Source organism: Pseudomonas sp. 1 R 17 (assembly GCF_900067035.1).
Classification (GTDB): Bacteria; Pseudomonadota; Gammaproteobacteria; order Pseudomonadales; family Pseudomonadaceae; genus Aquipseudomonas; species Aquipseudomonas marginalis.
The window spans coordinates 77254-100917 of record NZ_FKLB01000061.1 but is presented as its reverse complement, the minus strand read 5'-3'; the positions used below and the strand labels follow the sequence as shown (position 1 = coordinate 100917).

At 58.1% G+C, this 23664-nt stretch carries 29 protein-coding genes and 1 tRNA gene; 11 read left to right on the top strand and 19 right to left on the bottom strand.

Annotation, left to right across the window (positions count from 1 at the left end; translation table 11 throughout):
• The 10 genes from BFP99_RS25265 to BFP99_RS25230 all read right to left on the bottom strand — a co-directional run.
• A partial coding sequence (locus tag BFP99_RS25265) for a DUF927 domain-containing protein (protein WP_370737676.1) occupies positions 1–2125 on the bottom strand: 2125 nt, incomplete at its 3' end.
• Positions 2122–2394 (bottom strand): DUF3077 domain-containing protein, encoded by a 273-nt coding sequence (locus tag BFP99_RS25260; RefSeq protein WP_065948481.1) that lies wholly within the window; start codon positions 2392–2394, stop codon positions 2122–2124. The genes BFP99_RS25265 and BFP99_RS25260, both read right to left, overlap by 4 nt.
• Positions 2391–2675: a hypothetical protein gene (locus BFP99_RS25255; protein ID WP_015636993.1), complete on the bottom strand. Its 285-nt coding sequence runs from the start codon at positions 2673–2675 to the stop codon at positions 2391–2393. Before BFP99_RS25255 ends, BFP99_RS25260 begins: the two co-directional genes overlap by 4 nt.
• Positions 2672–3157, bottom strand: a complete 486-nt coding sequence (locus BFP99_RS33030; RefSeq protein ID WP_141690818.1) for a hypothetical protein — start codon at positions 3155–3157, stop codon at positions 2672–2674. Before BFP99_RS33030 ends, BFP99_RS25255 begins: the two co-directional genes overlap by 4 nt.
• A gap of 45 nt (positions 3158–3202) precedes the next feature.
• Positions 3203–3541, bottom strand: a complete 339-nt coding sequence (locus BFP99_RS25250; protein WP_065948480.1) for a hypothetical protein — start codon at positions 3539–3541, stop codon at positions 3203–3205.
• Positions 3538–3804: a helix-turn-helix transcriptional regulator gene (locus tag BFP99_RS32435; protein WP_083221250.1), complete on the bottom strand. Its 267-nt coding sequence runs from the start codon at positions 3802–3804 to the stop codon at positions 3538–3540. The genes BFP99_RS25250 and BFP99_RS32435 overlap by 4 nt, the downstream gene beginning before the upstream one ends.
• An 87-nt stretch (positions 3805–3891) precedes the next feature.
• The gene (locus tag BFP99_RS25245; protein ID WP_065948479.1) at positions 3892–4803 is read right to left on the bottom strand and encodes a hypothetical protein; all 912 of its coding nucleotides are present in this window, start codon (positions 4801–4803) and stop codon (positions 3892–3894) included.
• A gap of 246 nt (positions 4804–5049) precedes the next feature.
• Positions 5050–6291 carry a tyrosine-type recombinase/integrase gene (locus BFP99_RS25240; protein WP_065948478.1) on the bottom strand — a complete coding sequence of 414 codons (1242 nt, stop codon included), beginning with the start codon at positions 6289–6291 and terminating at the stop codon, positions 5050–5052.
• A gap of 166 nt (positions 6292–6457) precedes the next feature.
• Positions 6458–6534: transfer RNA gene (locus BFP99_RS25235), tRNA-Met, on the bottom strand.
• A gap of 360 nt (positions 6535–6894) precedes the next feature.
• The gene (locus BFP99_RS25230; protein ID WP_065924015.1) at positions 6895–7446 is read right to left on the bottom strand and encodes an RNA polymerase sigma factor; all 552 of its coding nucleotides are present in this window, start codon (positions 7444–7446) and stop codon (positions 6895–6897) included.
• Between the two features lie 262 nt (positions 7447–7708).
• Between BFP99_RS25230 and sctW the strand changes: the two genes are divergently transcribed.
• From sctW to sctU, 11 genes are read left to right on the top strand one after another with little or no spacing between them, the layout of a single operon-like run.
• Complete coding sequence (gene sctW, locus BFP99_RS25225; RefSeq protein WP_162844253.1) at positions 7709–8800, top strand: type III secretion system gatekeeper subunit SctW; 1092 nt, start codon at positions 7709–7711, stop codon at positions 8798–8800.
• Positions 8797–10890 (top strand): type III secretion system export apparatus subunit SctV, encoded by a 2094-nt coding sequence (sctV, locus tag BFP99_RS25220; protein ID WP_065948477.1) that lies wholly within the window; start codon positions 8797–8799, stop codon positions 10888–10890. Before sctW ends, sctV begins: the two co-directional genes overlap by 4 nt.
• Before the next feature lie 34 nt (positions 10891–10924).
• The gene (locus BFP99_RS25215; protein ID WP_065924106.1) at positions 10925–11833 is read left to right on the top strand and encodes an FHA domain-containing protein; all 909 of its coding nucleotides are present in this window, start codon (positions 10925–10927) and stop codon (positions 11831–11833) included.
• Positions 11830–13188, top strand: coding sequence for a FliI/YscN family ATPase (locus BFP99_RS25210; RefSeq protein ID WP_027606908.1), 1359 nt, complete (start codon positions 11830–11832; stop codon positions 13186–13188). Before BFP99_RS25215 ends, BFP99_RS25210 begins: the two co-directional genes overlap by 4 nt.
• On the top strand, positions 13175–13603 hold the full coding sequence (locus BFP99_RS25205) for a type III secretion system stalk subunit SctO (protein ID WP_065924016.1): 429 nt from the start codon (positions 13175–13177) through the stop codon (positions 13601–13603). The genes BFP99_RS25210 and BFP99_RS25205 overlap by 14 nt, the downstream gene beginning before the upstream one ends.
• Entirely contained in the window at positions 13600–14061 is a 462-nt protein-coding gene (locus BFP99_RS25200; RefSeq protein WP_065924017.1) for a type III secretion system HrpP C-terminal domain-containing protein, read from the top strand. Before BFP99_RS25205 ends, BFP99_RS25200 begins: the two co-directional genes overlap by 4 nt.
• Positions 14055–15068 carry a FliM/FliN family flagellar motor switch protein gene (locus BFP99_RS25195; protein WP_065948476.1) on the top strand — a complete coding sequence of 338 codons (1014 nt, stop codon included), beginning with the start codon at positions 14055–14057 and terminating at the stop codon, positions 15066–15068. The genes BFP99_RS25200 and BFP99_RS25195 overlap by 7 nt, the downstream gene beginning before the upstream one ends.
• Positions 15065–15718 (top strand): type III secretion system export apparatus subunit SctR, encoded by a 654-nt coding sequence (gene sctR / locus BFP99_RS25190; protein ID WP_065924019.1) that lies wholly within the window; start codon positions 15065–15067, stop codon positions 15716–15718. Before BFP99_RS25195 ends, sctR begins: the two co-directional genes overlap by 4 nt.
• Before the next feature lie 7 nt (positions 15719–15725).
• The gene (sctS, locus tag BFP99_RS25185) at positions 15726–15989 is read left to right on the top strand and encodes a type III secretion system export apparatus subunit SctS (RefSeq protein WP_027606903.1); all 264 of its coding nucleotides are present in this window, start codon (positions 15726–15728) and stop codon (positions 15987–15989) included.
• A 10-nt stretch (positions 15990–15999) separates the two neighbouring features.
• Positions 16000–16788, top strand: coding sequence for a type III secretion system export apparatus subunit SctT (gene sctT, locus BFP99_RS25180; protein WP_065948475.1), 789 nt, complete (start codon positions 16000–16002; stop codon positions 16786–16788).
• Positions 16785–17882 (top strand): type III secretion system export apparatus subunit SctU, encoded by a 1098-nt coding sequence (gene sctU / locus BFP99_RS25175; protein ID WP_065924021.1) that lies wholly within the window; start codon positions 16785–16787, stop codon positions 17880–17882. The genes sctT and sctU overlap by 4 nt, the downstream gene beginning before the upstream one ends.
• Here sctU and BFP99_RS25170 read toward each other — a convergent pair whose 3' ends face one another.
• The 9 genes from BFP99_RS25170 to BFP99_RS32430 all read right to left on the bottom strand — a co-directional run bounded on the left by BFP99_RS25170 (position 17883) and on the right by BFP99_RS32430 (position 23621).
• Positions 17883–18233 carry a transcriptional regulator gene (locus BFP99_RS25170; RefSeq protein ID WP_065948508.1) on the bottom strand — a complete coding sequence of 117 codons (351 nt, stop codon included), beginning with the start codon at positions 18231–18233 and terminating at the stop codon, positions 17883–17885.
• An 11-nt stretch (positions 18234–18244) separates the two neighbouring features.
• Complete coding sequence (gene hrpT, locus BFP99_RS25165) at positions 18245–18448, bottom strand: HrpT family type III secretion system protein (RefSeq protein ID WP_065924022.1); 204 nt, start codon at positions 18446–18448, stop codon at positions 18245–18247.
• Positions 18445–20568 carry a type III secretion system outer membrane ring subunit SctC gene (gene sctC / locus BFP99_RS25160; protein WP_065924023.1) on the bottom strand — a complete coding sequence of 708 codons (2124 nt, stop codon included), beginning with the start codon at positions 20566–20568 and terminating at the stop codon, positions 18445–18447. Before sctC ends, hrpT begins: the two co-directional genes overlap by 4 nt.
• A gap of 14 nt (positions 20569–20582) precedes the next feature.
• Entirely contained in the window at positions 20583–20993 is a 411-nt protein-coding gene (locus tag BFP99_RS25155; RefSeq protein WP_323145765.1) for a type III secretion protein, read from the bottom strand.
• Entirely contained in the window at positions 20977–21195 is a 219-nt protein-coding gene (locus tag BFP99_RS25150; RefSeq protein WP_065924025.1) for a hypothetical protein, read from the bottom strand. Before BFP99_RS25150 ends, BFP99_RS25155 begins: the two co-directional genes overlap by 17 nt.
• Before the next feature lie 84 nt (positions 21196–21279).
• Positions 21280–21873 (bottom strand): type III secretion system stator protein SctL, encoded by a 594-nt coding sequence (gene sctL, locus BFP99_RS25145; protein ID WP_065924026.1) that lies wholly within the window; start codon positions 21871–21873, stop codon positions 21280–21282.
• An 11-nt stretch (positions 21874–21884) separates the two neighbouring features.
• On the bottom strand, positions 21885–22433 hold the full coding sequence (locus BFP99_RS25140; protein ID WP_065948507.1) for a type III secretion protein: 549 nt from the start codon (positions 22431–22433) through the stop codon (positions 21885–21887).
• A gap of 13 nt (positions 22434–22446) precedes the next feature.
• Positions 22447–23247, bottom strand: coding sequence for a type III secretion system inner membrane ring lipoprotein SctJ (sctJ, locus tag BFP99_RS25135; RefSeq protein ID WP_065924027.1), 801 nt, complete (start codon positions 23245–23247; stop codon positions 22447–22449).
• Between the two features lie 5 nt (positions 23248–23252).
• A complete protein-coding gene (locus BFP99_RS32430) occupies positions 23253–23621 on the bottom strand; it encodes an EscI/YscI/HrpB family type III secretion system inner rod protein (protein WP_074843642.1) in 369 nt (122 codons plus the stop codon).
• Positions 23622–23664 lie beyond the last annotated feature (43 nt).

The window sequence follows — 23664 nt, the reverse complement described above, 5'->3', positions numbered from 1 at the left end:
GGCCTTTGCTGGCATCCGCTGGCACGGCGAGCATGCGCACCTCCATACCGGCTTTCAGCTCCTTGTTTGCATCCGCCATGTGCTGCGCCAACGTTTTCTCGCCGGTCGAGAGAAACAGCAAGCGCCACTCCTGCACCTGTCGGCCCGCTTGTCCTCGATCATTCGCCCGGGCCTTGCCGGTGCCGTTGCCGAGCATGTAGACCGTCTCGCCGATAATGCGCGGATCGCACATGCCGATTTCATCCAGCACCAGGAGGCCGTCTGAGTGTGCGGCGGCGATGGACTCCAGCGCGTTGTCTGTCGAGCGCCATGAACGCACCAGGCGAGGCCCGCCATAAACCGATGCAGCGACTTGCAGGTGAGTGGTCTTGCCCCCGGAGCTGTCGCCATACAGATGGAAACCGCCCGACTCATGCCCCAGCATGTTCAGCAGAGGCCCTGCAAACGCCACAGAGACGACAAACGCCAAGCGATGGTTACCAACGCATAGCGCGCCGATTTGCTGCTGCCATTGCTCCAGGGAGCCCGCTTCGCTGATTGGTGGAAGCTGCGCACCGGCTTCATAAAAATGCAGGTGTTCGGCGTGCGAGCCGATTTGCTGTTCGGGCAAAAGGAAGGCGTTGTCGTGCCAACCCAGGCGCGTTACCAAGCGTGCGCGCTGGGCGCTGTCGAAGCCACCGAGGTAACTCTGCAGATCATTGCGTGCGTTACGTCCAGACCGGCTTCCCGCGAGGCGCAGGCCCATGTCGACCAGCGGCCCGAGTACATCCTTGCCGAAGTCGCCGGTCATGGTTCGTGCTGGAATGTTCCAGCGTTTTTTGGCGCCGTCCGGGTCGTCGAACTCGACCAATAACCCCCAGTTGTGGCCCTTGTCGTCGCGAGTACGGGCGATGATTTCGAGAGGCGAACACACAGGACGCGCCTCGCCATCATCGCCGGAATAAAACACCCCTTCAGACGTCAGGCGAAAGCCGCCCGGCAATAGGTCATTTTTCGATTTCGCAGGGCGTTTGGCGGGCTCCTTGGCCTTCGGTTGTGGAGGTTCAGTTAGCTCAGCGGCACTGCCGAAAAACTCACCGCTGCCCACCAGCTCGGCGACGTGGCCAGCGGTCCAGCCTTTGGCTATCGCATCCGCTGCATCGTCGCCGTCTGCCCATTTTCCACCCTTAATGAGCGTGGGCTTTCCGCCTTTGCTGCTGGGCTTGAGCTTGAACACGTCGAGCGAGACTCGTTGTACCGAAGCGACGCCCAGCTCAATCAACTTGAGCTCGATGGCGTCCATGCAGGTCTTGCCGCTGGCATCGTTATCCGGCCATAGCACCACCGTGCGCCCTTTGAGTGGCTTCAGGTCGGCCTTGTGCCAAGAGTTGGAGCCGTTCGGCCAGCACGTGGCTACATGGTCGGGCATCAGTTCAGCGGCGGCATCAGCAGCCTTCTCGCCTTCACACAGCACCACAGGCGCATCGGCCCGCTTTGCCAGCTCATCCCGGCGCAGCAGTGGCCGAGGCTCCAGCAATCCTTGCCAGCGCCATTGCGTGGCTTGCCCATCGGAGCGCTTGCACCAGGTCAACGGTGCGAAAACCTTTCGCGGCTTGCCGTCTTCATCGGGACTCAGGTCGAAGCGATACAGCGCCATGACCGGCTGGCCCTGAGCATCGCGATAGATCCACACTTTGGACGGAACACCGTGTTGCCGGTGTTTGGTTGGACACTCGTTCATGGCCGCGGCCGGGATCGGTTGAATCGCGATCCACTCCGGCGTTGCGTTTTTGGCCGGTGCGCTTTTGGTGGTCGCGGAACCAGCGGAGACGTTGAGCAGATCCGCCAGTTTTTTGCAGGCTTCAACGTCCGTGCCGCCGTCGATGTAGCGCACCAAATCGATCAGGTCTCCGCCCTTATCGCCGGTGGCAAAATCTGCCCAGGTGCCTTTGCTCAAATTGACCTTGAGTGAGCCTGCACGTTTGTCCGTGCGCGTCGGGTTTGGTGCGGTGTATTCCTTGCCACCATCGACGCGTTTGCCGTTCGGCAGCCAATGCGCAAGCACACGGTCGATGTGCTTCAGGGCAACGCTTTTTACGTCGGCAAAGCTGGGGCGTTTTGAGGTGTTGCCGGTGCGTTGAGTCATAGGGCGGTCCTCGACTCAAGCAACGCCTCGTTCACGTCGTCGATCAGTGCCTTGGCCATCTCGCCGAGGTAGAACGCAGGCCAACTAAAACGTTCGCCCGCATCGCTGATGGCGGCATCGAGGATCAGTTGATTGGAGTGGTGCAGAATCTGGGAGACGGCTTCAAGTGCGTCCTCTAGCGGGACACCGGCATTCACCCTAAACAGCTTTTGAGTACCGCTGGCAACGCATGAGAACTCGGCGCGCCCAAGAGTAGTGGCAGTGTTCACAGTGCACCGCCTTTCTGGCCCATTGGCACAGAGGAGGCATCACCGTACAAGGCGAGTGTTTTGATCAAGCCTAAGGTTCCACGCACGTCCCAAATGACGGATGACAGCACGCGGTTGGAGAGGGCGGGTTTATCGCCATCTAAGTGATCTTCCAGCAGCATCAGAACTGAATCGGCACGGTCGAGGGCGCAGGTGATGGCATCGATGGGGATACCTGCTTCGGCGTCCTGGCTGACGCAGAGCAGATCCTCGGGAAGTGAGAAGCCTGGGAGCATGCTCATTGGGTACCCCCTGCGGCTTCCAAGGCGCGAGCCTTGGACATATGGGCGTTGTAACGGGAAAGGCGTGTAGCGAGGCTGGAGTTGGCATGTAAAGCGGCGAGAGCCATTGCTCGATGAGCGGCGGCGCGAATTTTGGACGGATTGAGGGCGTGTTTCATCTGTGTAGCTCCTTGATTTGAGGAGCTGCCACGTTCGTTACCAAGCGAATGGGTGGCAGCTGTGCGCAGGTTGGTAAACCGGGAATCAAGGAACCCGGCAGGCACGAATGCCTCCCACGCACAGCCGCCATAACACGTAACTGCGGGCACAAAAAAAGCGCCTGCAATCGTAATGGGGGCGCTGTTGCGCCTTGATTTCGTCGGGTTACCAAGCCCGGTCGCTGAATTTGCAGCGACGGCCAGAGAGTAACGCCGGTTTTTTGAAAGTGCAACTGTCCGGAACGCTTGCGGATTTTTTCGATGCGGCATAAATTGATCAGGCATGTAGATTTACCTCAACGCCTCCGGTTGCCGCCGGGGGCGTTTTCGTTAGTGCTGGGAAGCGACACGACTCAAGCTCATCCAGAACAGGTGATTGCCATGCCGAGAGTTCGTAAGCATGAGCTCCAGCGCAGTCACGTTGGCCCGGACACTCGGAATGAGCTGCTCGGTATCCTCAGCCGGGATCCCTTCTGACGGCTCGATTGAAAGCATCACCCAATCGCGAGACGGCCAGACGAGAAGCATTACGTGGGCCCCTTTTGAAATGGCGTCATCGCGCAATGTGCGGAGGCGGTCTTGGCCTTTGGCAGTAACGTTGGGTAGAAGGCCGATACCGAGTAAGTCGCCGGTGTCTAAATTCGTTTGTGGCAGGAAAATAGGAGTCATGCCGCCACCCTGTCGCGAGCAGCGATGCGTGCGTGAGTCCAATCCAAAACTTCAGAAAGGACCCATGCAACGGGGGCCCCACGAGCGTTGCTGTCGGTGAGTTTTACTGCTTGTGGAAAGCCGCTTTCAGGCTGGCTCATGAGCTTGTAAATGGTGGGGCGGGCGAGGCCTACAATGGCCATCACTTCAGTAACTCTGATCAACCTTGTTGCAGGCGCCAGATCTTTGGTGTGTATCGGTTTGGAGGGGAGAGAGCTCGTCATAGTCGTGCCTGTAAAGTGAAAGACAGGCACAGACTAAGAGGCAAAAAAAAAGCAAACATGGTTTGCTTTTCTTCCACTGCGTAAAAATTATCTTGGTAGAAAACCGCCTATCTTTAGGTATTTCCTTACAGTGGGTATAGAGCCCTTGCCCTGTTGAACGAGTATTTTGATGAGGTCGGCCGCTGATATTTTGGGGTCAATAGCGATTTGCTTTATTGCCGATTTGCTTATCTCTTCAAGAAGATTTTTTGTGTTCTCTTGCTTCGCTGTCCCCGGCTTGCCATTGGCTTTTCCAGCTGCTTTGGCCCTTTCCGACGCTTTTGCTGCAAATGCCTGATCGAGTGCAGTTCGTAGAAACCGAGATGCGCTTAAGTCGTTTCGGAGGTTGTCCATGTGGTCAGCTTCTTGGTACAGCGAAGCTAACATCAATGCTTTTGAGGTCTCGCCATACCGAATGGCGAACTCCTCCCGGGCCTCTATTTCAAGTTCGCTGCTACGCTCCCTTACCCTTTTGAGGAGAGAAGCATACTGGGTGGCGTCAGTTAGCCTGATCTGCTCAACCAGATCATAGTCAAGGTCATAGAGACGCAGCTCTAGGTTGAAAAGCCAATTGCCAAGTGCCGATACTGCCTCGACTACCTGAATGAGCGCATAGGTTGCTACAAGCTGGGTGTCGCTGGCTGGGTGACTGATCCCTAAGACGCCTCGAATGACTCTAGGTAGTGAGGTCGCTTCGGAAAAACAAACGTGCTGATCAATCACGCTTCGAAGATGAAACATCTTCGTCGTAGTTGATTCTGCGCAGTCAGCGTAGCGGCCGTCCTCTAGCCAGTAGGACATCGCGTTGTCGATGCAGTGAAACGCATCGCTAAATTTTTCGGAGAATTGGTGATACAACGACAACCTGCGAACAGCGACTTCAACATCGTCGAGATCCCAAAGTAGACAGTCGACATCCACACCGGCGATTTCTAGTTCCACACCTGGCTCAATGTCCATTGAGTTCTCCCCGACGCCCCGAGGCCAGTGGGCTAACGCGGCGGTTTTCGGAGGGAAACGCGGATGCCAGCAGGGTTGCAGGTGTGGCCTTTCTGTAACACGACTGTCCGACGTAACACGCGGCACTCAGAGGCTTTGCAATGCGTGTAACGCTAAATATATTCAATGAATACAATGGGTTATTGTTAGGCGTAACACGCGTAACACCCGTAACACGATTTTTGAGGGGGTATAGGGTTAACGGCTTCACACGGCCTTCCCAAGTTGACCTTGCACCACATTTCCTGCCTCCAGGGAATCGAGATGGTCTGCGTACCATTGCATCATCTGTGTGCGCTGCTCAAGGTACTGAGCCTTGTTGTAAATCCCTCGAACACCTTGTGCCTTGTGGCTGAGTTGGGCCTCGATATGGTCAGCAGGATAGCCATGCTCGTTGAGGATTGTGCTGGCGATGTGGCGGAAGCCATGACCTGTCTGGCGGCCTTCGTAACCAAGGCGCCGGAGTGCCATTAGGAAAACGGTATCACTTCGGGGTTTGGTGCGGTCGCTTCGACCTGGAAACAGGAGTGGGTAAGCGCCGGTAAGTTGCCGAAGCTCTATCAGTGCTTCCACTGCTTGAGTGCAGAGTGGCACCAGGTGCTCACGACCTTTCTTGCGTCCCTTGCGCTCGACTGGAACGGTCCACAGTCTTTTGTCGAAATCGAACTCTACCCATTGTGCCTCTCGGAGTTCGCTGGGGCGTACAGCCATCAGGGTCAACAGCCTCAGGCCGAGCTGAACATCTTTGGCGTGGGGGTAGGAGCGTATCGCTCGAAGTAACCCCGGAAGCTCATCGGGGGAGACGTGGGCGTAGTTCTCTGCTTTTCCCGAGGACAGAAATTTATGCACACCCTCCAACGGGTTGTTGACGGCTCTGCCTGTTACGCGAGCCAGGTCATAGATATCTTTGCAGTAGGCCCTCACACGACTCATCTGCTCCAGAATCCCCTGACGCTCAAGCCCTCTCAATAGCTCCATCCACTCCATCGACATGATAGAGGTGTAGGGGCGTTTACCGAGCGAGGGGAATACATGGCGTTCGAGTGCGCCAAGTATCCTTTTGGCCGTACCAGCATCCCAGCCGCTCAGGCGAGACGTGTGCCACTCCCTTGCCAATGCTTCAAAGGTATCGTTGGCTGCATCGATCTCGGCGGCTTGGCGAGCTTTCTTGGATGTGATCGGGTTCTTACCTTCCGATGCGTCTGCGCGTAGATCAGCCGCTTTCTGCCGAGCGAAAGCGCCGCCCACTTCCGGGTAGCCGCCAAGACCAAGCCACGACCATTTGCCGTCTGGCTTTTTGTAGCGTAACTCCCAGGACTTTTGGCCGTTCGGCTTGACCCTGAAATAAAGCCCTGGGCTGTCTAGTTCGCGGTATGCCCCGGCCTCAGGCTCCAGGCTGGAAAGTGTAGTGTCAGCGAGAGGGCGCCGCTTGATATCGGTGCGTTTCATCCTTGTATGCCTTCAGTTCAATTATTTATGAAGCATACACGTGGGCATACACGGTGGGGAAGGATAGGGGTAGATAGAGGTGGACAGCCAGAAACAAGAAAGCCCGCACTAGGCGGGCTTCTTGAGGTGATTCATAGACTGCTGTAGACATCTATGGATCGGTACTTGGTGGCTACACAGGGACTTGAACCCCGGACCCCAGCATTATGAATGCTATGCTCTAACCAACTGAGCTATGTAGCCAAGTGGCGCGCATTATTCGCGTAGAACGGGAATGCGTCAAGCATTTATTTTGAATTTTTATCTACGCTTTCAATTGTTTATCGGAAATGAGCGAGTTGGGCGACGAGTGGTTGCTGATTCGCTTCTCCCGTGAAGAGACATCCATGGCGCCGAGCAATCCTCGACCGCCGCGCAAACCTGCCCGCCGCTCCTGCTGGCAGCTGGACTGATCGCCCGAGAGCCGTGGGGCTGATGTTCGGTGTTGGTGGGATCGGTGCGGTACTGTCAGGAGGCTGGGCGATCTGCCTGGCACGTATGAAAGAGGTCTGGTTCGGTTGGGCAGATATCCTTGTCGCCCAACGCTTTGCCAGTCAGCCGGATTTACGATTGAAACGGATTCTGGGTGGCGCGCTTGAGTTGTTCGCGTGCGCGCGACAGTCGCGAGCGAACGGTGCCGATGGGGATGTCCAATACGTCGGCTGTGTCCTGATAGCTGCCGTCGGTTTCCAGGGAGGCGTACATCGTCTTGCGCATTTCCGCCGGCAGGTGGTCAATGGCGCTCAGGGTATTCTCCAGGCGGCGGTTGATCTCAAACTCCCAATCCAGGTTGTTGTTTTCTTCCTGTCCATGCCACAACGATTCATCAAATTCGCAATGCACGGGTTTGGCATACATGCGCCTGAAGTGGTTGCGAATCAGGTTTTGCGCGATGCCGCACATCCAGGTGCTGAGCGAGGCGTTACCGCAGAAGCGCTCGCGGTTGCGCCAGGCCTCCAAGTACGTCAGTTGCAGAAGATCATCCGCATCTTCGGGGTTGAGTACGCGCTTGTGAATGAAGCGCCTGAGTTTTTTCTGCTGGTCGTCTGTCAGGTGATGCATGAATTGAGGCGAGCTGCCAACGAGGTGAGCTAAAGCTTCAATGGGGAGGTTCATGTTTTTTTTCCTTAGGGTAGACGCAGTCGAGCGGGTGTCGACAGGTCCCCTTAGCACTCCCTGTGCCAATCGAAAAAAATACATAACTGTATGATTTACATATATAAATATTTTTGGCTGGTGGGTTTTTATGCAGTGATTTGCATGCGGCGCCGAAGGCTTTTGCAAGTTTTTTCAAATTCCCAGTGAGCACGGATTTTGATGGAACTGCATGGGGAGACGTTGCCACACAGGGAAACACTCTTCCTGTACTGGCGTGTCCATGGAACAAGTATCCCGTAAAACAACTGACCCTCGTAACGATGTGCGCACCCACCCCTCTGAGGGTGAAGCGGTTGTCAGCCATGCCTCAGCGCAAGTGCACACATCCGCGAAGGGCATCGATGAGCTTGCACATCTGTTTGGTCAGGAGGTGGAGCTCAACAGCCGGGCGCTGAGCGAACGGAAGATGGCGGTACGCGTGCTTCCGGCCGAGCAGCTTGCGCAACTTTATGATCAGTTGGGCCATCCGGCCAAGAAAACGCTGGCTTTCCTTTCACTGCTCTTCAGGCAGCAATTGCAGGACAGACCTACTGTCGAAAAATTGCTGAAGCTTGCGGACGGGGACCCGGCGCGCGCGTTCGTGGTGCTCAAGCATGTGGTGGCCAAGGCAGACAGCGAGGGCCGCCCGTCCGACACTACGTTGTTGGCGCGCGATGCAATTGCCAATCTTGAAGCTCGTTTCAAAGGGGAGATCCAGGCCGGCCTGAACATTGCCTTGGCATTGCAGTCAGCCGGGGTCGACCCGCAGGAGCGCCAGGCACTGCGTGTGCTCTACTATGCCAGTGTGGTCACGCGCCAGTCCCTGCCGACGATGATGCAGGCTTTGCTGGGTGTATACGGTGGTGAGCAGTTCCACGTCGGGCTCAAGGTGATGCGTAAGGCTTTGGCGGATGACATTGCGGCCGCGGTGTCGTCAATGCCCACACCCCTGTTGCGCACTTTGCTGATGGGCCTGCGGGACTGCGGGCAACTGAGCAGCGTATTGGGCGGTTGTCACACGCTGATCCAGCGCTTGAGTATTGAGCATAACGCCGTGAGCTTGTTGCAACGCCTGCTGGGGTACGCCGGTACCGGTATCGCGGTCGATGAATTGCTGCGCTTGGGGGACGAACTGGGAGGCGGTCCGCTTGACCGTCAACTGATGTCCCTCAATGCCCTTTACCCTCTGTTTCAGCAATTTCCCCTGGCATTGTGGTCCGAAAAGCGAATACGTCTGGAAACCCTGCAGATCCTGCTGACGGTGATCGATGAACTGGACCGCGCCTTGCGTGGACCCACACGGTATGCCGGTGAGCCGAGGCTGATGACGTGACCGCACTGTCGGCCATCAACCGTGGGTTGCTCAAAGTGGCACAACGCGCCGAGGTGCTGGGCGCTGTGGTGGTCATGGCCATCGTATTCATCTTTATTGTGCCGTTGCCCACCTGGCTGGTGGATATTCTGATCGCCCTCAATATCTGCATTTCGTGCCTGTTGATCGTGCTTGCGCTTTACCTGCCGGGCCCCCTGGCGTTTTCTTCGTTCCCCTCGATCCTGCTGTTGACCACCATGTTTCGACTGGCCCTGTCGATTGCAACCACGCGTCTGATCCTGCTGGAGCAAGACGCCGGCGATATCGTCGAGGCCTTCGGTAATTTCGTGGTGGGGGGCAACCTGGCGGTGGGGATGGTGATTTTCCTGATCCTGACCCTGGTTAACTTCCTGGTGATCACCAAGGGCTCCGAACGGGTTGCCGAGGTCGCGGCGCGGTTCAGCCTGGACGCCATGCCGGGCAAGCAGATGTCCATCGACAGCGACTTGCGTGCCGGCCTGATCGACGGCACGCAAGCGCGGGACAAGCGCGAGCAGTTGTCCCGTGAGAGCCAATTGTTCGGCGCGATGGATGGGGCGATGAAGTTCGTCAAGGGCGACGCTATCGCGGGGTTGATCATCGTCGTGGTCAACCTGTTGGGCGGCTTCTCTACGGGCATGTTCCAGCACGGCTTGAGCGCCGCTGATTCAATGGCGTTGTATTCGGTGCTGACTATCGGTGATGGCCTGATTGCACAGATTCCGGCGCTGCTGATCTCCCTGACCGCCGGCATGATCATCACCCGGGTGGCGCCGGAGGGGCGCAAGGGCATCAGTAACATGGGGGCCGAAATTGCCCGGCAAATGACCAGCGAGCCCAAGAGCTGGATAATCGCTTCGGTGGGCATGCTCGCCTTTGCGATAGTGCCCGGTATGCCGACCGGGGTATTTATCCTTATTTCGCTGATAACCGGCACATTGGGGTATTACCTGATGCGCCAGCGTCAGCGAGAGGCAGCGCCCGCGGCCGAAGCCTCCGAAGCCGTGCGTCCCGAAGAGAACGGAAAAGAGGACTTGCGCGGGTTCGATCCGTCGCGCCCCTACCTGTTGCAGTTTCCCCCGGTGTTGCGTGGGACGCCTGAGGTGACGGAGCTTATTCATGGGATTCGCCAGTCCCGAAATGCACTGGTTGCCAATATTGGCCTGACCCTGCCGCCCTTCGAAGTCGAACTCGATGACTCGCTGGCCGCCGACGAAATGCGTTTCTGTGTGCATGAAGTGCCGATGGTCAAGGCCTCGGTTGTCAACTATCTGGCCGTTGAGCGTAACGGCTTGACGGTCGAGCCCGAGCATGGAATACCCGGCCTGGCTGAGCGTGATGAACAGGACTGGGTCTGGCTGGCACCGGATGATCCACTGCTCGACGATCCGCAACTGGAGCGCTTCACCGCGACCAGTCTGATCATCGAACGCATGAAGCAGGCCATGATGCTCAGCGGCCCGCAGTTCCTGGGGATCCAGGAGAGCAAGTCGATCCTCAGCTGGCTGGAGCACAACCAGCCGGAACTGGTGCAGGAACTGCAGCGAATCATGCCGCTGTCGCGCTTTTCGTCGGTGTTGCAACGCCTGGCCAGCGAAGGGGTGCCGCTGCGGGCCGTACGGCTGATTGTCGAATCGCTGATCGAGTATGGCCAGCATGAGCGTGAACCGGAAGCATTGGCCGACTACGCGCGTATTGCGCTCAAGGCGCAGATTTTCCACCAGTACAGCGAGGCCGACGGCCTGCATGCCTGGCTGCTTTCACCGCATACGGAAAACATCCTGCGCGAGGCATTGCGACAGACCCAGACCGGGGTGTTTTTCGCGCTTGACGATGAGCACAGCGCTGCGTTGATCAGCCTGCTCAACCAGGCCTTTACCTTAAGGGCCAAGAGTAAAAGTGTGCTGTTGGTGGCGCAGGACCTGCGAAGTCCCTTGCGTACCTTGCTGCTGGAAGAGTTCAACCATGTCCCGGTGCTGTCGTTTGCCGAGTTGGGGAGCTCCTCCAAGGTCAAGGTGCTGGGGCGCATTGACCTGGGCCAGGACGAGCTGATGCGTGGTGCGGTGGCATGAGTATTCGGCCATGGCCAGCGTGGAGGTTGCGATGATGTTTGAGTTAAGGGTGCTTGATGGGCTGCGCCAGGGCGCTGCGTTGCCGTTATTTGGGGAGCGATGGAGTATTGGTGCGCACGCGGACGCTGACCTGATGTTGAACGATCCGGGAGTCGTCGAGCAGCATGCGTGCCTGCGGTTTATCGACGCCAACTGGTTGGTGCAGGCCGAAGCCGGACTGTTGCGAGACCCCGAAGGCCAGGTACTGGCGCAGATCGCCAAACTGGAACTGAACGTGCCGTTTACAGTGGGGGGGGTGCGGCTGTGCGTGACCTTGGCCGAGCAACCCTGGCCTCAACCCGCAGCCCCTGCGCCGGTAGTGCCGGTAGTGCCGCTAGCGGCCAATGTGCCTGCGCAGGCGATGACGTTATCGTCAATTTCGCCCTCCCAGCAAAGGCGCCTGATCAGCCTGGTGCTGGTGGTGACGGTAATCATTGTGGCAGTGGGCATGGTTTCCACTGGGGAGCGTGAGGCGCAGGCTTCGCTGATGCCGCCCGCGGTGCAGAAACAGGAATTGGCTTCGTCTTTTGAAGTCCGTCAGCAGTTGTTGAAGATGCTCAGCGAGCGTGAGTTGAGTCAGCGGGTCACCTTGCAAGTGATCAATGACCAGGTGGCGCTCAACGGAGAAGTCTCACAGGACGAGGTGGAGCTGGTAGCGCGCATGCTCAGCCGTTTTGGCGAGCAATTCGACAGCTCGGTGCCGGTGATCAGCCGTGTGCGTGTGCGCGACGGCACACTGCCATTCAGGATTGTGCAAATCGTTGGCGGGCCGAATGGTCACGTGGTCCTGGAAGAAGGCAGCCGACTGTTTGTGGGCGACGAAGTGGAAGGGCTGCGGCTGGTGCTGATCGACAACGGCAAAGTGGTTTTTGATGGTGCGCAGCGTTACGAGGTGCGCTGGTGAGTGCGGAACTGCAAGCTCGTCTGGACGCCTGGCAACAGCGTCAGGCCCAGTCACTGAGCACCTTTGCACCGGTGACGATGCGTGGCCGAATCCAGCGCGTCAACGGCATGCTGCTGCAGTGCCGGCTACCCCAGGCGCGTATCGGCGACTTGTGCCAGGTGGAAAAAAGTCCGGGCGACTACATGCTCGCCGAGATCATCGGCTTCGATCAGCAGGACGCGGTGCTCAGCGCCTTGGGTAATTTGGAAGGCGTGCGGGTAGGCGCTGGAGTGGAGCGCCTTGGGGTATCGCATCGAGTCCAGGTCAGCGAGGCCCTGTTGGGCCAGGTGCTGGATGGTTTCGGCCGGCCGATTACAGGGCAGGGCGTGAGTGCGTTTGTCGAGGCCGACTTACCGGATACCAGTGCGGTGTTGTGTGAAGCGCCGTTGCCCACCGAACGGCCGAGGATTAACCGTGCGCTGGCCACCGGCGTGCGTTCGATCGATGGCCTGATGACGATTGGCGAGGGGCAGCGTGTAGGCCTGTTCGCCGGGGCCGGTTGTGGCAAGACCACCCTGCTGGCCGAGATCGCGCGTAACGTCGAGTGCGATGTCATCGTGTTCGGCCTGATCGGCGAGCGGGGGCGGGAGCTGCGTGAATTTCTCGACCATGAGCTCGATGATCAGCTGCGCGCCAAGGCGGTACTGGTGTGCGCCACCTCCGATCGCTCCAGCATGGAGCGCGCCCGCGCCGCGTTCACGGCCACGGCATTGGCCGAAGGTTTTCGGCGCAAGGGTCAGCGGGTATTGCTGTTGATTGACTCCTTGACCCGTTTCGCCCGGGCCCAGCGTGAGATCGGCCTGGCTGCCGGCGAACCCCTGGGGCGCGGAGGTTTGCCTCCTTCGGTATACAGCCTGCTGCCACGGCTGGTGGAGCGTGCCGGGTTGACGCGTGACGGTGTGATCACCGCGATCTATACGGTGCTGATTGAGCAGGACTCCATGAACGATCCGGTGGCCGACGAAGTTCGCTCGCTGCTTGATGGGCATATCGTGCTGTCCCGCAAGCTTGCCGAGCGTGGGCACTACCCGGCGGTGGATGTGTTGGCAAGCCTTTCACGGATCTTGAGCAACGTCGCGGAGCCGGAGGACATCCAGGCGGGTACGGCATTGCGACGGTTGTTGTCGGCGTACCAACAGATCGAGCTGATGCTCAAGCTGGGAGAGTATCAACCCGGCAGCGATGCCCTGACCGATCTGGCGGTGGACAGCCGTCAGGCGGTCGACGGGTTCCTGCGCCAGGACTTGCGTGTGCCTACGCCGATGGTGGCGACGCTGGAGCAACTTAAGGATCTGACCGCCCATGTCCCATTCTGATGTGCTTCTCGGTGAAGTGGAGACGTTGCGGCGCCTGCGCAGGCACAGGGCTGACCGCGCTGAGCGCGCCCTGCGTGAGGCCAGGCGCGCCCAGCAGGCCCTGCTCGCACATATCCAGCAGGCTAAGGATGCGCTTGAGCAGACTCGGCAGGAGGAGGCCCGGCAAAGTGCTGAATTGCTCAGTCAGCATCAGGGTCAGGTGTTGAGCCTCAAGGCCTTGAAATCCTGGGGCGCGCAGGAGCGCTCCCTATCTGCCAGTACTCAGCGGGAGATAGGCCAGTTGGAGGCATTGCGGGGCCAGCAGGGGGAAAGCGAAAGTCGGGTTGGCAGCGCCCAGAAACACGTCACGGAGTGCCTGCGGCAGGTGGAAAAACTTCAGGAGTTATCCCTCTTACTGGCTCGGGAGCCGACATGACCCAGGTTTCAAATAAACCCACTGAGCGTCCGCGCCAGCGCGAGCCGCGGGAGGAGCGTGAGCCGGGGGCCACGACAGCCGTGTCCATGGAACTCGGGCGATTATTCACTCAATTTTTTACTGGAGACGATGGCGGCGCTGGTGCGGGGACTGCCTTATCGGGCAAACAGGCGTCCGCCGGTATAGCCCTGATCGAGGCGCTTGCCGAGCAACTGGCGCCTCGTGTGCAGGCTGCGTCGCAGTGGCCGTTGCAGGCGGTGCTGTACTTGCCTCGCCTGGGGCGGATCAACGCCAGCGTGCGCCGCGAGCAGGGCGCCTGGACGATTGAGCTGGAGGCAGAGCAGGACGCTACGGCGCGCTGGCTTTGCGGTGTACGCCAACAGTGCGAGGGTCGATTCGCGGGAGCGTTGGGGCTGCCGGTGAACTTGCTTATGCCCAGCGTCGGTTGCGCATGCTGATGCCGGCGCTGACCTTTCCCTTGATTAATAGCGATACGGTTGCCGCGCGCCGTCGATTGGGGCGCGGCCTGCGCCTGCCGTTCACGGTGGCCGGGCAGGCCGGCGAGTTGCTGATTGAGCCCGGGCGTGCCCCAGCTGGCGGCAAGGCTTTGTGCTTTGAGACGGTGTGTGGCGTGCTGGCGCTTGTAGAAGCAGGGCCGTTGCTCAGTCTGCTGGGTGAGTGCCCGGTGACCCTGTCCCAGGTTGGCAACGATCCGGACTCCTGGTTCTGGGCCTTGTACCAGTACCACATGAGTCCCCAGGTGCGGGCGCTGCTGGGTTATGTGCGCTTGCTGGAAACGGATCGACCCAAGGGGTTTGGCTGCCGGCTCAGTGTGACCCAGGGGGCGTCCCGGGTTGAAGGCTACCTATGGTTGACCCCCCAAAGTTTCCTGGCCTTGTGTGAGGCAGGGCCTTGGCGCGCCACTGCGGCAGCTTTGCCGGCGCCGTTTCAACTGGCAATCGCCGTGACCCTGGGCCGCGTGCAGTTACCGATTGCGCAGGTGCGCAGCCTGCGTACCGGTGATGTGCTGGTGCTCGGCCCGTATTTTTTTTCCGTCCAAGGCAGCGGCTACGTGCAGGTTGGCAGGCAACGTTTGCATGGCCGCATTGACGATGACACCGGGCCGTTGTGCCTGACGCTTACTTCTATCGAGGACTCGTCTGTGGACGAAAATTTTGCAGCGCCCCATTACTCGGAGCATGAGGATGATGAACCGGTCGTGGATGTATTTGGCCACGAACCATTCGATGAGTTGAGCATGGCGCTGAATGTGCGTTGTGGAACGCTGAACCTTACCTTGGGCGAACTGCGTAACCTCGCGCCCGGTTCGGTGTTGGGCATTAGCGGTTACGCTCCCGGCATGGCCGGCCTGTATTACGGCGATCGGCCGATTGGCCAGGGGCAGTTGGTGGAAGTCGATGGGCGCCTGGGGTTGCAGTTGTCTCGCGTGATGTTCGGCCGATGAGTTTGCAGGGGATAGACCCCCTCATTCTGGCGGTATTCCTGGGGGCATTATCGCTGATGCCCATGCTGCTGATCGTCTGCACATCGTTCTTGAAGATCGTCATCGTGCTGATGATCACCCGCAACGCCATCGGTGTGCAGCAGGTACCGCCCAGCATGGCCATCAATGGCATCGCGTTGGCGGCCACGCTGTTCATCATGGCACCAGTGGGTTATGAGATCGCCGAGAGCGTCAAGGCATCGCCCCTGGACATGAGTAACGTGCAAACGTTTCTGCAGACGGGCAATGAGGCCATCACACCGTTACGCGCATTCATGCTGCGCAATGTGGACCCGGATATATTGACGCACCTGCTGGAAAACACCACGCGCCTCTGGCCTCCACAAATGGCGCAGGAGGTGCAACGCGAAGATCTGATCCTGGTGATTCCGGCTTTCGTGTTGTCCCAGCTGCAGGCAGGGTTCGAGATCGGCTTCTTGATCTATATCCCCTTCATCGTGATCGACCTGATTGTTTCCAACCTGCTGCTGGCGCTGGGCATGCAGATGGTCTCGCCGATGACCATTTCCCTGCCGCTCAAATTGCTGTTGTTCGTGTTGGTGTCGGGTTGGTCACGGTTGCTCGACAGCTTGTTCCTTTCCTATCTCTGAGTGGCGTATGGACCCGATTGTGCTGTTCAAGCAGGGCATGTTGCTGGTGGTGGTGCTGTCGGCACCGCCATTGATTGTAGCGGTGGTGGTGGGGGTGCTGGTGTCTCTGGTGCAAGCATTGATGCAGATACAGGACCAGACGCTGCCTTTTGGCATCAAGCTGGTGGCGGTAGGGGTTACGTTGATCCTGACGGGGCGCTGGATTGGCGTGGAGTTGATCCAACTGATCAACTTGACCTTCGAAATGATTGGCCGCTCGGCCCGGAACTGAGGCCTCACCCGTGTTGGCTTATCTTGATTTCCTTCCCAGTCTGATTATCGGCATGGCGCGAATCTACCCGTGCGGAATACTCGTGGCGGCGTTCTGTTTCCAGCATATACGCGGCATGCTCCGGCACATCCTTGTGATGGTCATGGCGCTGATGCCCGCGCCGGGTATTCATGCTGCGTTGACGGAGCACGATTACTCAGCGTTTGTGCTCGCTGCATTGGCGCTCAAGGAGTTGGCGCTGGGGGTGCTGCTGGGGATGTTGCTTGCGATGCCGTTCTGGCTGTTCGAGTCGGTGGGGGCTTTGCTCGATAACCAGCGCGGAGCCCTGGCCGGTGGTCAGCTCAATCCTTCACTGGGGCCGGATGCGACGCCGATAGGGCATTTGTTCAAGCAATTGGCGATTTTTCTATTGATGTCCACCCTGGGGTTAGGCGCGTTGACTCAGGTGATCTGGGACAGTTACCTGATTTGGCCACCCACCGTATGGTTCCCACTCCCGGCGCCTGATGGCATGAGCGTATTTGTCAGCCTGCTGGGCGACACGTTCACCCATATGATGCTCTACGCTGCTCCCTTTATCGCGGTGCTGCTGTTGCTGGAGTTCGGCATCGCACTGCTGGGGGTCTACAGTCAGCAGCTACAGGTGAGTACGCTGGCGCCACCGGTCAAGTGCCTGGCGGGGATCGGTATTCTGCTGTTGTATTTTGCGCTGCTGCAGGACTTGATCGTGGGGAGTATGAGCCAACTGAGTGACCTGAAGCACTCGCTGGGCCTTTTATTCAAGGCCCCGATGCCATGAGTGACTCGGGGGAAAAAAAGCACCCGGCGTCAGCCAAGAAGCTGCGTGACCAGCGCCAGAAAGGCCAGGTCGCTCAAAGTCAGGATGTGGCCAAGTTGATGGTGCTGGCGGCCATCAGCGAGATCGCCTTGTTCACCGCCGATACCAGCTTGCAACGTTTCCAGCAATTGATGGTGTTGCCGATCTCACGCCTGGACCAGCCCTTTGTACGGGCGTTGGAAGAAGTGCTGATTGAAGGCCTGGTGGTGTTCTTCTCATTCGGCCTGCTGATGGCCGGTGTGGCGATTGCTATGAAGCTGATCGCCAGTTGGATGCAGTTCGGATTGCTGTTTGCACCCGAGGCTCTGAAGCTCGATTTCAATCGCCTCAACCCGATCAGCCAATTTAAACAATTCTTTTCTGCCCAGTCGCTGATGAATCTGTTGATGAGCATCGCCAAGGCGTTTCTTTTGGGGCTGATCGTATTCCTGGTGGTCTGGCCCTCTCTTGGGACGTTGATCAACCTGGCCAACAGCGATCTGCAAAGTTACCTCCTGGCATTGATCGCCCTGTTCCGTTATCTGCTGCATGCCTGTCTTGCATTGTTACTGGTACTGGCGGTTATCGATTTCACCTTGCAGAAGCACTTCTTCGCCAAGCGCATGCGCATGACCCAGGTCGAGGTCGTCAAAGAGTACAAGGATATGGAAGGCGACCCGCATGTGAAGGGCCAGCGCCGTGCGCTGGCGCAGCAATTGGCCCAGGAGGAACCGAAGGTCAAGCTGCCAAAGCTGGAGGAAGCCGACATGCTGGTGGTCAACCCGACCCACTTTGCTGTCGCCCTGTATTACCGCCCGGGCAAGACGCCGCTTCCGCTGCTGGTCAGCAAAGGTACGGATGCCGTCGCCCGCCAGTTGATTGCGCAGGCGAAGGCCGCCGAGGTGCCGGTCATCCAATGCGTATGGCTGGCGCGCTTGCTCTATACCAAAGCGTTGGGAGCAAGCATTCCCCGCGAATCCTTGCAGGCTGTGGCACTGATCTATCGCACCTTGCGTGAGCTTGATGATGAAGCCAAGCGCGAAACGCTGGAATTGCCTGAGTTGGAACGTCGCTGATCAGCAGGTGGAGCGTGTGTCCAGGGCTTGGAGATTGGCCAGGGAAAGCATCCGGCTGAGGAGTCCGTCGAGCGCATCGTTTGCAGCCGGCAGCGCGTGCCAGATTACCAAGGCATCCTGCGCGTCCAGGTAGATAAAACAACCATCGAACACCACGGCAAGCTCAAAGCGCCGCTCCAATACCTGCTGCAACTGCCCTGCCTGTAATGCTGAACGAGCGACATGCAAGGCCATGCCCGGGCGTTTGCCGGCGTGCAGTGCACATGCTTTGATACCGGGAGCGAGCATCAGGTGAGCGGCAGCGCCACTCACCAGATTGTCCAGAAATACCTGGCGTTGATTGTCGGGCATTTCCTGGCGGCTCATCGTTCCAGCGAGATAGTCTGGTAATCCGCACGTTCCCCGGCGGGACCAGGCTCGGCACGCATCTGCGGTGGCCACCAGATCACCATCTTGTCCTTGCTCGATTGTGGGCGTGAGCAGGAGTCGCCCTTGCAGGTAGGCGTGCAGCCGGCGACAAGCAGTGCCGTTGCGATCAGGGTGACGCACAATAAGCGGTGTTTCATGGCGTGGCCTTCTGAGCAGGAGTAATCAAGGAGGGGCGGGGCACGCTGAGGTGTTCGTCCTTCACCACCGGGCGCATGGCGATAAACACCTCGGCTTCTTCACCCGGCTTGAGCCAGGCGCGCGGCCACACGCTGACGGCCAGGGTCTGCGAGTTGCTGCATTCCTTTTCGTCGATACGCACGTGGCGTTTGACCTGGTTGCGCAGGACCACTACCGCCACGTTGTAGTCCGGTCCCGCATACCATTGGCTGCGTTCGGTGTTCAGCGCGAGCAAGTCGCGGGTGCTGCACAAACTGTCCAGCCCCAGGGGCATTGGTGCCGCCTTGAAGGCCTTGGGCACTTTCCCGCTGACCATGTGCGCCAGGGTACTGATGATGTCGCTGCGCTTGATTACCGGCTGGTGAGGGCTGTAGCGCCGCGCCAACGGTGCGAGGGCTGCCTGCAATTCGACCTGGTCGGCCTGGGGCAGGTAGCGCGACGGATCGGCCTGGTCACCGATGACGCGCGGGGTGAGGATGAACAGGCGTTCACGTCGATTGTTCTGCCGTTCTGTCGAGGAAAACAGCGCCTTGCCCAGTAGCGGGATATCACCCAATAGGGGGACTTTGTTGCGCTTGTCGCTGCTTTCGGTGACGTGGAAACCACCGACCACCAGTGAGCGTTTTTCCGCCATGACGGCCTGGGTGCTGACCTTGCCTCGGCGTACATCGAGGTTGCCGGGAGTGGGGTTGGTTTCGTTGAAATTGCCATCTTCGATATCCACCGCCAAATGGATCTGGTGGCTGCCACGGCTGGTGATGACACGGGGGACCACCTGGAAGCTGGTGCCCACGGTGACCGGTAAAATGGTTGCATTCTCCCGGCCGGGGGTCAGGTACTGGGTGCGGTTGAAGTCGATGACCGCCGGTTGGTTTTCCAAGGTGAGCACCGAGGGGTTGGAGACCATGCTTGCCAGCCCCTTGGCTTCCAGCGCGCGTATATCTGCGTAGAAGCGCTCACGGTTCTCAATCGACACCTGCGAAGAGGTGCCCGGTGCCATATTGACGCCGCCACGGAATCGGCTGTTCTGAAACCCCCAGTTCACCCCGAACTCTCGCAATTGCGTGCGCTCGATATCGAGAATGATCGCGTCGATTTCCACCAGTTTGCGCGCGACATCGAGTTGAGTGATCAACTCTCGGTACATGCCCTGCCGCTCAGGCAGGTCATAGATCAGCACAGCGTTATTGCGGACATCGGCTTCGACGCGAACCCTGCTGGGTGAGACCGGGGCTCGCGAGGTGAGTGTCGGGAGCGGATCCAACGGCCCGGTGTTGACGTTTGTACCCAGCATCTGCCCCAGTAAGGGGTTGCTCAATCGGGGAATGTTCGGTACGAGCGGCGCAGGCTGTGACGGGGAGGGTTGGTTCAGACTGTTGAGGGTCGAATTGGAACGCGGCTCCAGCAATCCACGCAGAATGCTGGCCACCCCCGGAATAGTGAGCTTCTCGCCGCGGTAATCCACTTGACGATCCGTCGCATTGGCGAATTTAAGCGGGAAACTCAGCACGCTCTGCTTTTCATCCGGAGAGCGGCGCTGGGTACTGAACTGTTTGATCTGCTCGATATAGCGTCGAGGGCCCGAAACCAGTACCACGCCGTCTTCGGGCAACTCGCCCCAACCGAAACGGCTATCGAGCAGGCCAATATCGGTGAGCGCTTGCTTAAGGTCGGCAATGGTCTCGGAAGAAACCTCCAGGCGCGCCGAGTCTTGCTGGTCCAGCGTGCTGATATAGAGGGTGTTGTTGTACAGGTACCACTGGAAACGGTGTTCTACCCCCAGACGGTCGAGCATCGACTGCGGGGTATTGGCGCGAATCTTGCCATTTACGTTGCCTTCCAGCAGGCCCTCGACATGTAGTTGTGTCCCAAAGGTCTGGGCGAAATCCTCCAGCACTTCCCGGAGGGGCTTATGTTCAGCTTCATAAGCGTAGGCGGTGTTTTTCCACTCGGGGGGGATGGCCGCCAGTGTGTTCCCTGCTGGGATCAGCAGCCAGGAAAGCAGGATAGCGTTACGCCAGGGAAATCCCTTGGGCGAAGCACGGCGTAAGCGACTGTGCTCGTGGTTCTTGTTATGCATTGCCGGTTCTCTGGTTAGTACGACAGTGAGCGTAGTGAGGTGGGTTTGAGGTTTTGGGGGTGGCGAGCAAGGCGCGCGACTGTGGCGCGCCAGGTGTCGCGTTGGTTCAGCAGGGCTTCAAGGTAGCCGAGTACGTATGCCTCTCCCTGCCCACCTGGCAGTTTCTGGATCAGCCACAGCTCACCGCTGTCCGCTTTTTGAGCCAGTGCGCCATGGAAGTGATTCAGGCTGGCAGCGCCCAGGCGCATCCAGCGCTGCAAGGTGGCGGTGTCTGGGCGAGTCAAGGTCAGTTGAACACTCAGCACCAAAGCGTCTCCCTGACGATTCAGCATGATTTCGTCATCGCCCTCAAACAAACGGAGTTGTTCTTTGCCGCTGATTAACCAATCACGGACTAACGCTTGCATATTATTGGAAACTTTCAAAAGTGCTTTTGAGCAACATATGCGAAACACGCGTATGTTCCAGATATGCCATCTGGGACAGGGTGCTCTTTACTGCAAGCTCATAAAATAACTTTGCATCAGCCTGCTCTTGAGATGTGAGGGTATGGAGCTTTTTATAAAGTCTATGGGCATTTTTGGCGTTTTTAGAAAGCTCCTCTGGAAGGTTGTTGAAAATACTCATTAGTTACCCTCTTTATTATGTGGAGGTGCATGGATTAATAAGGTTTTTTCAAGGCTCGTTGTCGGCGATGCATAGCGGATGCAATTAAATGTCTATCCGGTAGTCTCTCCCATGATTGAAAAAGGCATCGAGCATTGAATTCCAGCTGATACGGAAATCACCCTCGTCGGTTTTCAATACAAGTGTCTGAGCAGGGATTGTTTCGTCGTGGTGAAGCTTCCAGAGCGTGGCTTTGTGATGGGCGAGATACTGTTTTACCTCCTCAAAGTCCTGGGGGTGACAGAGAAGCGCCGCGTCGATCTCCTGAATCTGGTCCGCCAGCAATTGCTTCAGCAGGGCTGACAGCCGCTGAGGGGCTACCGTTTCGCCAAGCAGGCGTCTAATTGCTTGGTTGGTGATCGATGTTGCGTACTCCTCCAGGTTGTCACACATCGCTTGACGGTCACGTTCCCAGCGTTTGAATTGGGCGTCTGCGCGTTGCCAGACATCCAGGGACGCCTTTTCCAGCAGAAGTTCGCACTGTCTCTCTGTCTGGTTTATCAGTTCATCGGCCTGTGCCTTGGCGTGGCTGATGAGCTGGTTGGCGTGCTCCCAGTTTGCAAGTTCCTCCCGGGGAATCAGGCAACGTGACAATCCCGCAGCATCCTTGGGCAATTCAACGGTGTATCGACATAACATCTCTGTTTTCCTTACGCGTTCGAGTCAAGGGACAGAGGGGCGTTCGCCGATGTCGTCACGCGCCAGACTACGGCTTGCCAGAGCGTGTTCAGTCGGCTGCTTGAGTTTTCGAGTGAGATATTACTTTTCTCAACCGCACATACGCGGTTACGGGGGAACCGCAATCGAAGGCGCTGCCACGTATCGGGTTCTATCCAGCTGGAAAGCAATTGCAGCGGATCAGCATCCGGCGACAGCATGGTAGGGGGCAACGCCTTGGACAAACGCATGCACCACAGATGCTGACTTTCGCTCAACGGCGGTGCGGCCTCGGGATTGAACGTGCCGTGAACCAGTGTCAGCGCCAGGTTGAGTTGCTCCGTTGATGCGAGGGCCAGGCGAAGTACGGTGGGGTGGGGGGCCGGAGGCAAGCACGCGGCAATGCTTGTGAGACCATCCGGGGCGGAACGTCTGCTGTGATAAAGCACGCTAATTGAAGTGTACTTGTCACCTCTCCAGTCCTCGTGAGCGTGCTCCCAGGGAAACGCCCACCATTCAGCCCAGGCCAGGCGTTCACTCATTGAATGATCGAATCTAGGCGTCATGAGCTGGGCCAATTGGTTCCTGCGCTACTTGCGGCCCTCGCAGAAGAGGCTGACGTCGATTGAGCAGGAACAGTGTACCGGCCACGGATGACAACACGCCGAGAAGTGCCGCGATAACGCTGCCTCGCCAAAAACCGAGATCATCGCTGGGCACCAGGAACGGGCCGAAATACACCAGCCGTTGCTGCTCCTGATAAGTGGCAGCAGGCACAAAGATCACGCTGAGTTTCTGCAGGTTATCCACGGCTGTGGTCATGCCTGGAATGCTGCTCGCTACCATCCTGCGAACGCGTGCGCGGATATTATCGGGGTCCAGGCGTGGGTCATGCTTAATGAAGACTGATGCGGATGCGGGCTGGACCGGTTCCCCTGGCGCGATGCGTTCCGGCAATACCACGTGTACCCGGGCAATAATCACCCCGTCAATGTTGGACAAGGTGGCTTCTAGCTCTTGGGACAAGGCATAAATGTAGCGTGCCCGTTCTTCCAGTGGGGTAGAAATAACCCCTTCCTTGCGAAAGGTATCGCCCAGCGTCGTCCGCGCCATTCTAGGTAGCCCTGCGGCTTCCAATGTACGTACGGCGCGTCCAATATCGGTGGCGTTGACCGCCACGACGACACCGTCTTTGGCCGGGATTTTTTGGGCGCGAATATGTTTATCTGCCAATTCCGCGACCACCTCATTGGCTTCTTGCTCAGAAAGTTGCCGATGAAGTTCAACGCGGTCGCTGCAACCGTTTAACGTGCATACAAGAATAAAAAGCAGGGCGGCGGGCAGGGATTTAATCATGTTCACTATTGCATGTTACAGATTTTGTCGATGCATTGGCTTGTCTTGCCAAGGCTCTTTACTAACAGTTGGGTAGTGAGCGCCACATTAGAGAGTTCGCGCGGGTACTCTCTGAATTTTTCAGAGTCCATGCCTTTACTTGATGATTTCAGCGCCCGCGCGAGGCGGTTTTTTTTATTTTCGATATAACTTGAATGCTCCGCCAGCATGGCTAATACAGCAGGGGGGGCGACGGCAGGCGTGCTGGCTTTCGAGCCTTCGAGCATTGACGCGAAGAAACTTACATCCGTGCTGGATATTGAGTTTTTCTGTGTAACATCAGTGCCTCCGCGACGCGTATTCAGCGTTGAAAAATCAAATGCTTCTATCTGCATATAGGGCCTGCGGTATGGGGGCTGAAGCAGGTTGGTGATAATG